Origin of the sequence: Pseudosulfitobacter pseudonitzschiae (assembly GCF_002222635.1) — a bacterium.
Lineage (GTDB): Bacteria > Pseudomonadota > Alphaproteobacteria > Rhodobacterales > Rhodobacteraceae > Pseudosulfitobacter > Pseudosulfitobacter pseudonitzschiae_A.
The window spans coordinates 2,957,705-2,972,667 of sequence record NZ_CP022415.1 but is presented as its reverse complement, the minus strand read 5'-3'; the positions used below and the strand labels follow the sequence as shown (position 1 = coordinate 2,972,667).

Sequence of the window (14,963 nt, the reverse complement as noted above, 5' to 3'; positions counted from 1 at the left end):
ATCTTGCCAGTTTCGTGAAGGGTGCTCAATTGGTAGTGCAGAACACAGGAGGCCCGAAATGGCACAACTGAAGAAAATTCTGCTGGTCGACGACGACGAAGACCTGCGCGAGGCGCTGAGCGAGCAATTGGTGATGACCGAAGACTTTGACGTCTTCGAGGCGGGCAATGGTGCCGAGGCCATGACCAAGGCCAAAGAGGCGCTGTACGATCTGGTGATTCTGGACGTGGGCCTGCCCGACACCGATGGCCGCGAGCTGTGCCGCCTGATGCGCAAACAGGGGGTGAAAGCGCCGGTGCTGATGCTGACCGGCCATGACAGCGATGCCGATACCATTCTGGGTCTGGACGCCGGTGCCAATGATTATGTCACCAAGCCGTTCAAGTTTCCCGTGCTGCTGGCCCGCATCCGCGCGCAGTTGCGCCAGCATGAACAGTCGGAAGATGCAGTGTTCCAACTGGGGCCGTATACGTTCAAACCGTCGATGAAGATGTTGGTGACCGAAGACGACAAAAAGGTGCGTCTGACCGAGAAGGAAACCAACATTCTGAAGTTCCTGTATCGCAGCAACGATGGCGTCGTGGCGCGCGATGTGCTGCTGCACGAGGTTTGGGGATATAACGCCGGCGTCACGACCCACACGCTTGAGACGCATATCTACCGTCTGCGTCAAAAGATTGAACCCGACCCGTCCAATGCACGTTTGCTGGTGACGGAATCAGGGGGCTATCGCTTGATGTCCTAGTGGTATATTCTAGTTAGACGGGAACTTCGCCCCAACAGCGGCGTTCTCGCATCATCCCGCTGCATGTCCGGGTTAAACATGCACCTCCCTGTTGGACTTGGCCGGGCCTTTGTGCCCGGCCCTTTTTTTGCGCATGATGTATTTGCGGGGCATCAGGCTGTGGCCAGACCGGAAAGCTGCGGGTTTTTGGGTGGCGGTGCGGCCTTGGTCGGCATAGGGTCCAGCCACTGCAACTATGGGGTATCGACATGGCATTTTCTCTTGCAACCTGGAACATCAACTCGGTTCGCCTGCGCGAGCCGATCGTGCTGAAGCTGCTGGCCGAACACGGGCCGGATGTGCTGTGCCTGCAAGAATGCAAAAGCCCCGTGGAAAAGATTCCGCGCGAGGCGTTCAACGCCGCCGGTTACACCCACATGGTTGCGCGCGGTGACAAAGGGTACAACGGCGTTGCGATCCTGAGCCGGTTGCCGATCGAAGAGGTCGGAGCCGAAGATTTCGCCGCACTGGGTCATGCGCGGCATGTGTCGGCACGACTGGAAAACGGCGTGACGGTACATAACTTTTACGTTCCCGCAGGCGGAGACGAACCGAACCGCGAGCGCAACGAGAAATTTGGCCAAAAGCTGGATTATCTAACCGACATGCGCGACTGGTTTCACGCTCAAAAGCCCGAGAAGTCGATTCTGGTCGGTGATCTGAACATCGCCCCGCGCGAAGATGACGTTTGGGACCACAAGAAGCTGCTGAAGATCGTCAGCCATACACCGGTCGAGGTCGAGCATCTGGCGCAGGTGCAAGATGCAGGCGACTGGGTGGATATCACGCGGCAGGATATTCCCGAGGGGCTGCTGTATTCATGGTGGTCCTACCGCGCCAAGGATTGGGATGCCGCCGACAAGGGGCGCCGGCTGGATCACGTTTGGGCCACGGGCGACATCGCGCAGGCGGGCCATTCCAGCCACGTGCTGCGCGCCGCGCGCGGATGGGAAAAGCCCAGTGACCACGCTCCGGTTTTCGCAACCTTCGACCTTTGAATTCGGCGCGGTTGCGCACATATAGAAGATAAACACTGATGCAAGGACGGATGAAATGGAATTGAACCTGAGTGCTGCAGCGCCTGAAGCGGCGGATCTGATCAAGGACGTCTCGGAAGCGACCTTTATGGCCGATGTGGTGGAAGCCAGCCAGACGGTGCCGGTGATCGTTGATTTTTGGGCACCTTGGTGCGGCCCGTGCAAAACGCTGGGCCCGCTGCTGGAAGACGCAGTGCGTGCGGCCAAAGGGGCCGTGAAAATGGCCAAGGTCAACGTGGACGAGGCCCAAGGCATCGCCGGGCAGTTGCAAATTCAGTCGATCCCGACGGTCTATGCCTTCTACAAGGGCCAGCCGGTTGACGGGTTTCAGGGCGCTTTGCCACCCTCGGAAGTGACTGCTTTTGTCGAGCGGGTGATCAAGGCAGGCGGCGGTGAAACTCAAGCCGATACATTGCAAGATGCAGTGGCTGCCGCAGACGAGATGCTGGCCGAAGGTGCGTTCGAGGATGCGGCGCAGACATTTCAGGCGATTCTGGAAGAAGACCCCGCACATGCGGGTGCCTATGGCGGGCTGGTGCGTGTTCACATTGCAACGGGCGATCTGGACCACGCCGAGGCGGTTTTGAACGGCGCACCGATCGAGATATCCAAAAGCCCCGAGCTGGAGGCGGCGCACGCGCAACTGGAACTGGCCCGTCAGGCAGCAAATGCAGGTCCGGTGGATGAATATCGTGCGGCAGTCGAGGCGAATGCCGACGACCATCAGGCGCGTTTCGATCTGGCGCAGGCGCTGCATGCACATGGTGATGCCGAGGGGGCCGTTGCGGAACTGCTGGAGCTGTTCAAACGTGATCGCGAATGGAACGATGGTGCAGCCAAGACGCAACTTTTCACAATTTTCGATGCGTTAAAGGCGAACGATCCGGTGGTTCTGAACGGGCGTCGGAAACTTAGCTCGATGATATTTGTCTGAACCGCGCCGCGAACTAGGTAAGGGTTATGCGCAACGCTGTTGATCTTCCTGAAACGATTCCCGTTTTCCCGTTGCCGGGAGCCCTGCTGCTGCCACGTGCCCATCTGCCGCTGCATATCTTTGAGCCGCGTTATTTGCAGATGCTGTCGGATGCGCTGAAAACCGACAGCCGGATCATCGGTATGGTCCAGCCGAATCCGGTGCCGGGACGGTCGGAAAAAGGGCTGCATACCATCGGCTGCGCTGGTCGAATCACTCAGTTTTCCGAGACCGAGGACGGGCGCTATATGGTAACGCTGACAGGGCTGTCGCGGTTCCGCGTGGTGGAAGAGATCGACGGTTTTACCCCCTATCGGCGCTGCAAGGCGTCGTGGGCGGGGTTTGATCGCGATCTGGGCGACAGCGAAACAGACGAAACGCTGGACCGTGGACCGTTTTTATCGCTTCTGAGCCGGTATTTTGACTCGCGGGATCTGTCAGCCGATTGGGATACGCTGAAAGAAGCGGATGACGAATTGTTGGTTAATTCGCTGTCGATGATGCTGGACTTTCAGCCTGAAGATAAACAGGCACTGTTGGAAGCGCCATCGCTGGACACACGGCGCGAAACGCTGGTGACCTTGATTGAATATGCGCTGCGTGGCGGCGGTGAAGGGGATTTTTTGCAATGACCGGACAAGCCATCGAGGCAGATCGTAAAATGCTGGAGGCGCTGGTCTGCCCGCGCACCCAAGGAACGCTGCGCTATGACGCCCAGGCGCAGGAGCTGATCTCGGAGGGGACCAAGCTGGCCTATCCGATCCGCAACGGCATTCCGATCATGCTGGACAGCGAAGCCCGCGTGATCGACTAAACTTTCAGTAGGGCAGGGGGCTAGAGTGGTTTGCCCTGCATCAGCCGCGGCAATTCTCCGGTCAGCCCTGCAGCCTCGCGGATGGCACCACGACGCAGGCCGGGCAACGCGCCGACCAACCCCATGCCAATATCGCGCCCAATCCGCAGGATCGGGTTGTCATTTGAAAACAGTCGGTTGAACGCATCTGTTGCCATCGCAAGCGATGTGTTGTCGAAACGGCGCCATTCCTGATAGCGGGATAAGGTGGCGACGCTGCCAATGTCTTCTCCGCGCCGTGTGGCGTCGGTCAGCACTTCGTGCAGTGCCGCGATGTCGCGCATTCCTGCGTTCAGCCCCTGGCCTGCGATTGGATGCAATCCATGCGCGGCATCACCGATCAGCGCGACGCGGTCAGCAACCATTTCTGTCGCCAGCGACAGGCTTAGCGGGTATGTCCAGCGCTTGCCGGTCAGACGGATGTCGCCCAGAAAATCGCCAAAGCGGGGCCGCAGCATGTCGATATATTGCGCTTCGGGCAGGGCGTTGAATGCGGACGCATTTGCGTCGGTCTCGGACCAGACGATCGAACTGACATTGCCTGGCAGGGGCAAGATCGCCAGCGGCCCGGGGGGCATGAAGAACTGGTGCGCAATCCCGTGGTGCGGCAGGTCGTGTTCGATGGCGCAAACCAGCGCGGTCTGGTTATAGGACCACGCGATGCGCTTGACGCCTGCGCGTTGCGCCGTCCCGCTGTTGCGGCCATCGGCACCGACGGCAAGACGGGCAGTGACCAGCGCGCCATTGGCCAGCGTCAGGGTGATGCCCGCAGGATGAGGCTGCTGGTCAGTTACGGCTTCACCGGACAATTGTGTGATCCGGTCGCTGGCATCCATCGCGTCGATCAGGGCGCGGCGCAGGTGCCTATCCTGAACCATGTAACCCATTGGCCCTTCTTCAATTTCTGCGTGATCGAAGTGCATGAAAAACGGCGACGGTCCTTCGCCTGCGCGCCCGTCAGTGACCTTGATTTCCAGCATCGGCTGCGCGCTGTCAGCCAGTTGATCCCACAGACCAATCCCCGCCAGAAGCCGTTGCGAGGTCAGCGCCACAGCATAGGATCGCCCGTCAAAAGCGGCGTTCTTGCGCACGGCCTGCGCCGTGGCGTCGATGACAGTGACATGCAGGCCTTGGGCCGCCATAGCCAGCGCCAGAAGGGGGCCGTTCAGTCCGCCGCCAATGACGGCAATATCGGTATCTGTGTTCATACCACTCTATATGAATGCGCGGCGGGGATTGTCCATGCGCCGAGGCGTCGCTACCGTCGCGAAAACGCAAAGGAGTGGCAGGATGCAGGATTGGCTGTGGATGACGGCAAGCGATTTGGGTCGTGGAATTGGTGCGGGCGAGATTGATCCCGTGGCGCTGACCCAAGTCTATCTGGATGCGATTGACGGCCATGAATTGCGCGACCGCATCTATGCCCGTGTTACCCACGATCGCGCGCTGGCCGAGGCTGGCGCGGCTGCCGAACGGGCGGCCACAGGGCAACGACGGTCTTTGCTGGACGGGGTGCCGATCAGTTGGAAAGACCTGTTTGATACCGCTGGCATAGGGACCGAGGCGGGCTCGAAATTGTTGGAGGGGCGCGTGCCGGATCGGGACGCTGTGGTGTTAGAGGCCGCCACGGCGGCGGGTCTGATATGTCTGGGCAAGACACATATGAGCGAACTGGCGTTTTCGGGGCTTGGCTATAACCCGTCGACCGCCACGCCGCCTTGCGTGAACGATGCGGATGCGGTGCCGGGCGGGTCTTCTTCGGGGGCTGCAACTTCGGTGGCTTTTGGGCTGGCTGCGGCGGGGATCGGAACGGACACAGGTGGTTCGGTCCGTATTCCTGCGGCGTGGAACGATCTGGTGGGGCTGAAAACCACTTCGGGGCGGCTGTCGCTGGAAGGTGCGGTGCCATTGGCGTTGAAATTCGACACCATCGGCCCGCTGGCCCGCAGTGTCGAGGATTGCGCGCAATTGCTGGCAGTGCTGGAAGGTGGCAAACCCGCTGATCTGGCTGGCGCATCCCTTAAGGGGCGACGTCTGGCGGTGGTGGAAACGGTGTTCATGCAAGATGTACGGGACGCACCGCTGGCTGCGTTTGAACGTGCGCTGGAGCGGATGCAGGCCGCGGGGGTCATCATCGAGCGGATCGAAGTGGAGGCGGTGCAACAGGCATTGGATTGTGCGGGGCCGCTGATCCCGACCGAGGCATATGGCCTGTGGCGCGATGTGATCGAGGCGAATCCAGAGGCGATGTTCTTAGAGGTGCTGAAACGTTTCCGGTTGGGGGCGGATGTCAGCGGGCCGGACTATGTGGCGGCGTGGGCTGCTTTGGAGGGGGCGCGGTTCGGCTATGATGCGGCGGTGGCGGGCTACGACGCGGTGATCGTGCCGACGGGGGCGAACCTGCCGCCGAATTTGGATCGGCTGAACACAGAAGATGATTACTATCGCACTGAAAACCTGATGACTTTGCGCAACACACGCATTGGCAATCTGTTGGGTCTGAGTGCGCTGACCCTGCCCACGGGCGTGCCAAGCTGTGGCGTGATGCTGATGATGCCACCGGATTGCGAGGAGGCGCTGTTGCGATTGGGTGCTGCGGCAGAGGCAGCATTGGCGTGATGCGGCAGGGCTGATTTTGGGGGCTTTGCCCCCGCCCTGCGGGCACCCCCAGGATATTTAAAGCCAAAAGAAACCAGCGCAGTGCGCGAATGCCACAAGTTGCGGCTTTGGCGTGGTTTTGGTGGACGAGTTGGGGCGGCTTGCGCTATCCTTGGAGAAACGGGGCGATAACGATCCCGATCCGAGGCAGTTGTATGAATTTTCCCGAGCGGTTCTCGAACCTTCCGGCCTATGCGTTTCCGCGTTTGCGGGCGTTATTGGACCATCATACCCCCGGCGGGGACGTGGTGCACATGACCATTGGCGAGCCGAAACATGTGTTTCCGGCTTGGGTTACGGATGTGGTTTCGAAGAACGCTGCGGGGTTCAACTCATATCCGCCGAACGAAGGCACGCCGGAATTGCGCAAGGCATTTTGTGATTGGGTGGCGCGGCGCTATGACGTGACGCTGGACCCCGAGACCAATGTTCTGCCGCTGAACGGCAGCCGCGAAGGGCTGTATAACGTTGCGATGGCGCTGTGCCCCGAGCAGAAGGGCGGACGGCAACCTGTCGTGTTGATGCCGAACCCATTTTATCAGGTCTATATGCTGGCGGCGACATCTGTCGGGGCCGAGCCTGTGTTCGTGAATGCCACTGCAGCTTCGGGACACTTGCCGGATTACACCGGTCTTTCCGTGGATGTGCTGGACCGGACCGTTGCATGTTACATCTGCTCGCCTGCGAACCCGCAGGGGGCGGTTGCGGATCATACCTATTGGTCGGATCTGATCGCACTGGCCGAAAAGCATGATTTCCAGATTTTTGCGGATGAATGTTATTCCGAGATTTACCGCGATGTGCCCCCTGTAGGGGTCATGCAAGCGGCGCGCGATGCGGGCGCAGACCCCGAGCGGGTTGTGGCATTTCATTCGCTGTCAAAGCGGTCGAACCTGCCCGGTTTGCGTTCGGGTTTTGTTGCCGGTGGTCCGGACAGCATTGCACGGATGCGCCAGTTGCGCATGTATACGGGCGCGCCACTGCCTTTGCCGTTGCAGGCTGCGGCAACGGCTGTTTGGGCGGACGAGGCGCATGTGGAAGAGAACCGTGCGCTTTACCGCGAGAAATACGATTTGGCGGACCGTATTCTGGGCAATGTTGCAGGATACAAAAGCCCCGAGGCGGGCTTTTTCCTGTGGCTGCCGGTTGAAGACGGCGAAGCCGCTGCGCTGAGCCTGTGGCAGGCCACGGGCGTTCGGGTTCTGCCGGGCGCGTATCTCAGTCAGGATGACGCCGCGGGTGTGAATCCCGGAAAAGGATATATTCGGGTCGCTCTGGTGGCCCCAAAGCCGGATGTGGAGCGGGGCCTGACGGCCATTCGTGACCACCTTTACGGCGTGCAATAACGAGGGACGAGAGCAATGGCATATCACACACGCGGGCGCGATCCACTGTTGGACACCAACATGGCCGAGGCTATCGAGAAACGGGGCAAAGAACTGATCGGTATTGCTCTGCTCGTGGCCGGTCTGCTGGCCGCGTCGATGATCGCCTCCTATACGCCGGATGATCCCAACTGGATGGTGTCGACCGATGCGCCGGTGCAGAACTGGTTGGGGCGCACGGGTGCGTCGATTGCAGCACCCTTGTTCATGATCGCAGGTTGGGGCGCATGGGGCATTGCTGCTGTATTGCTGGTGTGGGGCGCGCGGTTTGCGCTGCACGCGGGCGACGAGCGGGCCGTGGGCCGGTTGATCTTTGCCCCGATCGTAGTGGCCTGTGGTGCGATCTATGCTGCGACGCTGGAGCCGGATGCGCAATGGCTGCGCACCCATTCGTTCGGTCTGGGCGGGCTTTTTGGCGACACTGTGATGGGCGCGATCCTGACCATCCTGCCGTTGGGGTCCACCTTTGCGATCAAGACGATGTCGTTCGTGATGGGCGTGGGTATCGTGGTGCTGTCGGCCTTTGTTCTGGGCTTTACAGCGACCGAACTGAAGCGGATCGGGCGTTTTATGATGATCGGCCTGATCATGGTTTACGCCTGGATGATGACGTTGTTGGGGCGTGGCGCCAGCGGTGCGGTAAAGGGGGCCCGCCTGATGCAGGCCAAGACCGCCGAGCGGCGCGCGCAAAAGCGGATTGAGGCGGAAGAGAACGCAGCCTTTGAGGCGCAGCAATCCTTTGCCGAGCCGATCGCCCCCCAAGCACCTGCGCATGGGATGTTCCACACTGAAGCCGCGCCCAAAAGCGGGTTGCTGGCGCGGATGCCCGGTCTGGTCAAGCGCCCCGACGCGCAGCCCGACGTCGAGATGCCCGAGCCTGAACTGGTCGAGACATGTAGCACCGCCGATGTGGGCGAAGGCCCCGGAGATGACCGTATCAAGGCCAAGATCGCAGACGTGATCAAAAACCGTGTGCGTCAGGTGCCCGTCCTGCAGGCCGAGAAATCCGCGCCGGTGACGCGCGGCTTTAGTCTGGGACGCCGTCCTGCGCCGCTGGTTCTGAACACCACCCGCACGGCCGTTTTGCCGTCGGAACCACCGCTGACAGCTGCCGCGGCCACAACCCCCGCGCTTCGGGCGGAGCCGCCGTTGACGGCCTCGCGTGCGGTGCCCGACTATTTCGCGAAGCCGGTGACAGCGCCCGTGCGGACGCCTGCTTCGGTCGAGGCACCCGCGCCGCGATCCTATGCCGAACCTGAAGATCTTGGAGATCAGGTGATCGAGCCGGAGGAGGACGACGATGACGGGCTGTCTTTGTACCAGTCCGCACCCCAGCCCCATGCACCGACGATCCCCGTGGCCGAGCCGCGCAAGGTTGTGCAGCAGCCTGTGCGCAAATCCGTGCAGCCCAGCAAGCAGGCACAAGCCGAAGCCCAACCCGCGCTGTCGTTCGAAGACACGCATCCCGGATTTGAACTGCCGCCGCTGAGCCTGCTGGAAAGCCCCGAAACCGTGCAGCGCCTGCACCTGTCTGACGAAGCGCTGGAAGAAAACGCGCGGATGCTGGAAAGCGTGCTGGATGATTACGGCGTCAAAGGCGAGATCGTCAGCGTACGTCCGGGCCCTGTGGTCACCATGTACGAATTGGAACCCGCGCCGGGTCTTAAGGCCAGCCGCGTCATCGGTCTGGCTGATGACATTGCCCGTTCGATGGCGGCGCTGTCGGCGCGTGTGTCGACTGTTCCGGGTCGTTCGGTGATTGGTATCGAATTGCCCAACGAGCACCGCGAAAAGGTGGTGTTGCGTGAAATTCTGGCCAGCCGCGATTTTGGCGACAGCAACATGCGCCTGCCGCTGGCCTTGGGCAAGGACATTGGCGGTGACAGTGTTGTGGCAAACCTTGCCAAGATGCCCCACTTGCTGATCGCTGGGACCACGGGTTCGGGTAAATCGGTGGCGATCAACACGATGATCCTGTCGCTGCTGTACAAGCTGACCCCGCAGGAATGTCGCCTGATCATGATCGACCCCAAGATGCTGGAATTGTCTGTCTATGACGGCATTCCGCACCTTTTGTCCCCTGTTGTGACCGACCCGAAAAAGGCTGTTGTCGCGCTGAAATGGACCGTCGGCGAGATGGAAGAGCGCTATCGCAAGATGTCCAAGATGGGTGTGCGCAACATCGAAGGCTATAACGGGCGCGTCCGCGAGGCGCTGGCCAAAGGCGAGATGTTCAGCCGCACGGTTCAGACGGGTTTTGACGACGACACCGGCGAGCCGATGTTCGAGACAGAAGAGTTCCAGCCTGTCGCGCTGCCCTATATCGTGGTGGTCGTGGACGAGATGGCCGATCTGATGATGGTCGCGGGCAAAGAGATCGAGGCCTGTATCCAGCGTCTGGCGCAGATGGCGCGGGCGTCGGGGATTCACCTGATCATGGCGACGCAGCGGCCTTCGGTCGATGTGATTACCGGCACGATCAAGGCGAACTTTCCCACGCGGATCTCGTTTCAGGTGACGTCGAAGATCGACAGCCGCACAATCCTTGGTGAAATGGGTGCCGAACAACTGCTGGGCATGGGTGACATGCTGTATATGGCAGGCGGTGCCAAGATCACCCGTTGCCACGGTCCATTTGTCAGCGACGAAGAGGTCGAGGAAATCGTCAATCACCTCAAAGCATATGGCGCGCCCGATTACGTCAGCGGCGTGGTCGAAGGTGTCGATGAGGACAAAGAGGGCAGCATCGACGCGGTGCTGGGTCTGGGTGGAAACACCGACGGCGAGGACGCGCTTTATGACACTGCCGTGGCGATTGTCGTTAAGGATCGCAAGTGTTCAACCAGCTATATCCAGCGCAAACTGGCCATCGGATACAACAAGGCTGCGCGTCTGGTCGAGCAGATGGAAGATCAGGGCGTGGTCAGTTCGGCCAACCATGTGGGCAAACGCGAAATTCTGGTGCCGGAGCAATAACCGGAACCCGAGCCGTTCGCGCGGGGTTTGATGGGTAACATCAACCCCGAAGGGCTTGCGACATGAGCGACGAAGTCACGACCATCGTATCTGACCTGCGTGATTTGGCGGGAGCCGAAGACGGCGTAACCGTGGGCGATGTGTCCGATTTTTTCGGCGCACGGGGCGTGGGTCCGCTTATCCTGATTCCCGCTTTGCTAGGGGCTTCGCCCTTGGGCGGTATTCCGACCTTCCCCACGCTTATGGCATTGATTATCGCGATATTCGCGGTGCAGATTTTGATGGGCTATCAAAGCCTTTGGTTGCCGCAAATGGCGAGATCACGCAGCGTTGATGGTCGGGTCAAGCGCGCGGCGGACAAGCTGAAGCCGGCAGCGGGGTGGATCGATTCGCATTTCGGCCATCGCCTTGAACGGTTGGCAGGTGACATTCCGGTCCGTATTGCTGCGGGGGTCATCGTGGGGCTGTGTCTGTTGGTGCCCCCGGCAGAACTGGTGCCCTTTGCCGCATTTGTCCCGCTGGCAGCGATTACCTGTCTTGCGTTGGCCATCATCCTGCGTGACGGCATTCTGATGTTGGTGGGCGGCGCTGCGGCCTGTGCTGCGGCGTGGTTCAGCCTGTCGTTGATCGGCTGAAGGGTCTTGTTATCGCATATCATCCCGCGCGTCCCTATATCGTCTGCAATGAACACTAGAAAATACGAGGCACACCATTATGCTGAGCTTGAAAACTTTCATTCCCGCCTGCGTCATCGCGCTGAGCGTTGCGGGTGCTGCGGCGGCAGACAAACTGTCGCTGAACGAGATTTCGCAGTACCTGAACACACTGCGAACAGCACAGGGCGATTTCACCCAGATTAACGACGACGGGTCGATCAGCACAGGCGAGATTTTTATCAAACGTCCCGGCCGCGTGCGGTTTGAATACAACGCGCCCGAAACTGCACTGGTCGTGGCGGGCGCGGGGGCCGTGGTGATCTACGATTCGAAATCCAACGCCCCGCCCGAGACCTATCCGCTGGCGAAAACGCCGCTCTCGATCATTCTGGCGGACAACGTCAATCTGGGACGGGCGCGGATGGTCACCGGTCATGACTATGACGGCACGGCAACCACAGTAACGGCGCAAGACCCCGAGAATCCCGACTATGGCAATATTCAGCTGAAGTTCACCGGCGATCCGGTGCAATTGCGTCAATGGGTGATCAACGACAGCAGCGGATCCAGCACCACTGTGGTCTTGGGTGACCTGAAGGTGGGGGGGCAACTGGCCAACCGCATGTTCGACACCGGCAGCCCGGGCAAGGCACCGGGCCGCTAAGCCCGGCGCGTCACTTTAGCGGCGCGTGCGGCATCCCGACAGCTGTGTGGCGTACATATTGGCGCGGGCATCCACGTTGCCCGCGACCTGTACCAGCCATGATTTGCTGTTGTAGGAGCCCCGCGCAAAGCCGGTCTGACCCTCGTGATAGGCCAGATACTGGTTGCGCGCATCAGTCAGCGCCACCCTGTTACGCTGGTTGGTCGTGTTCATATACCAACCCATGAAATCGGTCGCATCCTTGATGCGATCGCGGCGGGCACGGTGGCGGCCTGTTTCACGCTGGTATTCTTCCCACGTCGCATCCAGCGCCTGTGCATAGCCATAAGCGCTGCTTTGACGGCCCATGGGAATCACCCCTGCCGCATAGCGAAAGGGCGTGCGGGCGTTGGCGACGAATTTGCTTTCCTGATGGATTGTGGCCATCTGCACATGCACCGGAACGCCCCAACGGCGCTCAGTGGCGCGGAAGGCGCGCAGGTATTCGGGTCGCTGTTGCACGATGACACAGGCATCGTCCAATCCACGTGGTGGTGTTGATTGCCCGCCCCCGCAAGAGGCCAACACCAACAGCACGATCATAGCTCGTAGTGTTCTGCTCATTTTTGTTACTCTGCCTATAGGTTCCACCACATTTAGCGGGCGGATTGTTTTGCAGGTATCCTATCCGATTTTGCCGCGCGGGGAAATCATCTTTGCACATATGGGCGGGGCGCCGCGTTCTGATGCTGTCGCGCCACGCTCGTGATGCAGTTTCGCCACTGTCATAGGTGATGGCACAAACTGTTTCCGCCCTTAATCCGCTGTTTCATGGACAAAACCTGCTTGAAAAAGCTACATTCCCCCGATAGGGGCTGAAACTTATGTTGAGATTACGCGCTAAATATCATCTCGGGCAGGTTGTCCGTCACAAGAAACATCCCTTTCGCGGGGTGGTCTTTGACGTGGACCCACAGTTTTCCAACACTGATGAGTGGTACGAAGCGATTCCCGAAGACAGCCGCCCGCGTAAGGAACAGCCGTTCTATCATCTGCTGGCTGAAAACGATCAAAGCTATTACGTGGCTTATGTGTCCGAACAAAACCTTGTAGCGGACTATTCAGGCGAGCCGGTGGATCACCCCGACATCCCTGATCTGTTCGGTCCGTTCCAGGACGGTGCCTATCCTCTGCACTTCCAATTGAACTAGGGCGTTTTTGTTTTCGGTCGGGCGCGCGGTTTAATCCGTGCACCCGGCCCGTGTCAGTACCCCAATGCGCAGCCGTCTTTGCGCGGGTCGCTTGCTCCTTCCAGAACGCCAGTGTCATGCACTTTGATCGCCTGTGCGCCACCAAGCGCCGAGTCGGGGATTTCTACAGTGTGGCCCATGTCAGCCAATTCCTGACGCACTGCTTCGGAATATCCGCGCTCGACCTGCAAAACGCCCCTGTCCGAGAAGCACCGTGGCGCGTCGATGGCCGCCTGCGGATCCATCCCGAAATCGGTCTGGTTGGTCACAAATCGTGCGTGGCCGGTGGGCTGATATTGTCCGCCCATCACACCAAAGGGCATGACAGGTTTGCCGTTCGACCGGATGATACCCGGAATGATCGTGTGCATCGGGCGTTTGCCGCCTTTTAGCTCGTTCGGGTGTCCTTGGGTCAGTGAAAATCCTGCGCCACGGTTCTGGAACAGAATGCCGAATTTGTCCGAGGCGATGCCCGACCCGAAACCGTGAAAGATTGAATAGATCAGCGACACGATCATGCCGTCGCCATCAACCACAGTGATATAGATGGTGTCTTTGTGAACGGCTTCCGACAGGTGCGTGGCGTTTGCCATCGCACGTTTGGGGTTGATCAGGGCGGCCAGCTTGGCGGCTGTGTCTTCGGACAGCAGGTGGTCGATCCTGGTCATGTGATCGGCGTCCGCCAGAAACCGGTTGCGCGCATCATAGGCCAGCTTGGCGGCTTCGGCTTCGATATGGGCGCGCTGCGCACCAAAGGGGTCCATCGACGCGATGTCAAAATGCTTGAGGATATTCAGCAGCAAAAGGGCCACGGCACCCTGACCGTTTGGCGGATGCTCGACCACTTCGATGTCTTTGTAAGCACCGGCGACCGGTGTGGTGTCGGTGCAGGCCGCATTGGCGAAATCCTGTGCAGTGTGCGCACCGCCCAGTGCTGTCAGCGTGGTAATCATGTCCTCGGCAACCTCGCCGGTATAAAACGCGTCACGCCCGTCTTTGGCGATGCGGCGCAGCACTTCGGCCTGCTTGGGCGCGCGAAAAATCTCGCCGGTTTTGGGAACCTTGCCGTTAACCATATAGGTGTCGCGGGCTGACCCTTGCAGCGCGGTTGCACAGGGGATCCAGTCGGACGCGACGCGCGGGGCGACGGGCACACCGGCTTCGGCATAGTGGATGGTCGGGGCCAGCAGCGTATCAAGGCCCAGTTTGCCGACACGTTCTGACAGGGTGCAGAACGCATCTACGGCACCGGGTATGGTGACCGCATGAGGGCTGCCCAGCGGCACGGTGTCGTGGCCTGCATCACGCAGCATTGCGGCGTCCAGTCCTGCGGGTGCGCGGCCCGATCCATTCAGGGCGTGAACCTTGGTCTCGCCTGGCATTGACCACAGCACGAAACAATCGCCGCCAATGCCTGTCATTTGCGGTTCACAAATACCCAACAGCACCGCGCCCGCAATTGCGGCGTCCATCGCGTTGCCGCCGCGTTTCAGAATGTCGATGGCGGTGGCTGCGGCAAGGGGATGCGACGTTGCGCACATTCCGTTTGTGGCCAGAACGGGCGAACGGCCCGGAAAGTGAAAGTCGCGCATGGATCATCCTTCTAAGTGTCAGTTGTCTGATACCTAGCGGGGCAATGGCCAAAGGCCAAGTCTGTAGAAATATGTGGAATGAAATCCTCGGTGCCGTGCACTGGGTGGGGGCTGTTACACACGACACCGAGGGAAGCTATATGCAGCTACAAGTAC

14 protein-coding genes are annotated in these 14,963 nt (G+C 60.0%); 11 read left to right on the top strand and 3 right to left on the bottom strand.

Features of this window, described 5'->3' with window-relative positions; all coding sequences use genetic code 11:
- Positions 1–58: 58 nt before the first annotated feature.
- The 5 genes from SULPSESMR1_RS14640 to SULPSESMR1_RS14620 all read left to right on the top strand — a co-directional run bounded on the left by SULPSESMR1_RS14640 (position 59) and on the right by SULPSESMR1_RS14620 (position 3,608).
- Positions 59–745 (top strand): response regulator transcription factor, encoded by a 687-nt coding sequence (locus tag SULPSESMR1_RS14640; RefSeq protein ID WP_089421491.1) that lies wholly within the window; start codon positions 59–61, stop codon positions 743–745.
- 248 nt (positions 746–993) lie between these two features.
- Positions 994–1,782 carry an exodeoxyribonuclease III gene (locus SULPSESMR1_RS14635; RefSeq protein WP_089421490.1) on the top strand — a complete coding sequence of 263 codons (789 nt, stop codon included), beginning with the start codon at positions 994–996 and terminating at the stop codon, positions 1,780–1,782.
- A gap of 55 nt (positions 1,783–1,837) precedes the next feature.
- A complete protein-coding gene (locus SULPSESMR1_RS14630; RefSeq protein WP_089421489.1) occupies positions 1,838–2,755 on the top strand; it encodes a thioredoxin family protein in 918 nt (305 codons plus the stop codon).
- 26 nt (positions 2,756–2,781) lie between these two features.
- Complete coding sequence (locus SULPSESMR1_RS14625) at positions 2,782–3,426, top strand: LON peptidase substrate-binding domain-containing protein (RefSeq protein WP_089421488.1); 645 nt, start codon at positions 2,782–2,784, stop codon at positions 3,424–3,426.
- Positions 3,423–3,608, top strand: a complete 186-nt coding sequence (locus tag SULPSESMR1_RS14620) for a Trm112 family protein (RefSeq protein ID WP_089421487.1) — start codon at positions 3,423–3,425, stop codon at positions 3,606–3,608. Before SULPSESMR1_RS14625 ends, SULPSESMR1_RS14620 begins: the two co-directional genes overlap by 4 nt.
- A gap of 20 nt (positions 3,609–3,628) precedes the next feature.
- Here the strand turns inward: SULPSESMR1_RS14620 and SULPSESMR1_RS14615 are convergent, their stop codons facing one another.
- Positions 3,629–4,855 carry a UbiH/UbiF/VisC/COQ6 family ubiquinone biosynthesis hydroxylase gene (locus SULPSESMR1_RS14615; protein WP_089421486.1) on the bottom strand — a complete coding sequence of 409 codons (1,227 nt, stop codon included), beginning with the start codon at positions 4,853–4,855 and terminating at the stop codon, positions 3,629–3,631.
- A gap of 82 nt (positions 4,856–4,937) precedes the next feature.
- On the opposite strand from SULPSESMR1_RS14615, the gene SULPSESMR1_RS14610 reads away from it, so the two are divergent.
- From SULPSESMR1_RS14610 to SULPSESMR1_RS14590, 5 genes are all read left to right on the top strand, one after another.
- Positions 4,938–6,266: an amidase gene (locus SULPSESMR1_RS14610; RefSeq protein WP_089421485.1), complete on the top strand. Its 1,329-nt coding sequence runs from the start codon at positions 4,938–4,940 to the stop codon at positions 6,264–6,266.
- A gap of 194 nt (positions 6,267–6,460) precedes the next feature.
- On the top strand, positions 6,461–7,651 hold the full coding sequence (locus SULPSESMR1_RS14605) for an aminotransferase class I/II-fold pyridoxal phosphate-dependent enzyme (RefSeq protein ID WP_089421484.1): 1,191 nt from the start codon (positions 6,461–6,463) through the stop codon (positions 7,649–7,651).
- Positions 7,652–7,666: 15 nt separating this feature from the next.
- Entirely contained in the window at positions 7,667–10,666 is a 3,000-nt protein-coding gene (locus tag SULPSESMR1_RS14600; protein WP_089421483.1) for a DNA translocase FtsK, read from the top strand.
- Between the two features lie 62 nt (positions 10,667–10,728).
- Positions 10,729–11,301 (top strand): exopolysaccharide biosynthesis protein, encoded by a 573-nt coding sequence (locus SULPSESMR1_RS14595; protein WP_089421482.1) that lies wholly within the window; start codon positions 10,729–10,731, stop codon positions 11,299–11,301.
- A 79-nt stretch (positions 11,302–11,380) separates the two neighbouring features.
- The gene (locus SULPSESMR1_RS14590; protein ID WP_089421481.1) at positions 11,381–11,986 is read left to right on the top strand and encodes a LolA family protein; all 606 of its coding nucleotides are present in this window, start codon (positions 11,381–11,383) and stop codon (positions 11,984–11,986) included.
- Between the two features lie 15 nt (positions 11,987–12,001).
- Here the strand turns inward: SULPSESMR1_RS14590 and SULPSESMR1_RS14585 are convergent, their stop codons facing one another.
- Positions 12,002–12,589 carry a lytic transglycosylase gene (locus tag SULPSESMR1_RS14585; protein WP_089421480.1) on the bottom strand — a complete coding sequence of 196 codons (588 nt, stop codon included), beginning with the start codon at positions 12,587–12,589 and terminating at the stop codon, positions 12,002–12,004.
- 260 nt (positions 12,590–12,849) lie between these two features.
- On the opposite strand from SULPSESMR1_RS14585, the gene hspQ reads away from it, so the two are divergent.
- Positions 12,850–13,176: a heat shock protein HspQ gene (hspQ, locus tag SULPSESMR1_RS14580; protein ID WP_089421479.1), complete on the top strand. Its 327-nt coding sequence runs from the start codon at positions 12,850–12,852 to the stop codon at positions 13,174–13,176.
- Positions 13,177–13,229: 53 nt separating this feature from the next.
- Here hspQ and ggt read toward each other — a convergent pair whose 3' ends face one another.
- Positions 13,230–14,807 (bottom strand): gamma-glutamyltransferase, encoded by a 1,578-nt coding sequence (gene ggt, locus SULPSESMR1_RS14575; RefSeq protein WP_089421478.1) that lies wholly within the window; start codon positions 14,805–14,807, stop codon positions 13,230–13,232.
- Between the last annotated feature and the right edge of the window lie 156 nt (positions 14,808–14,963).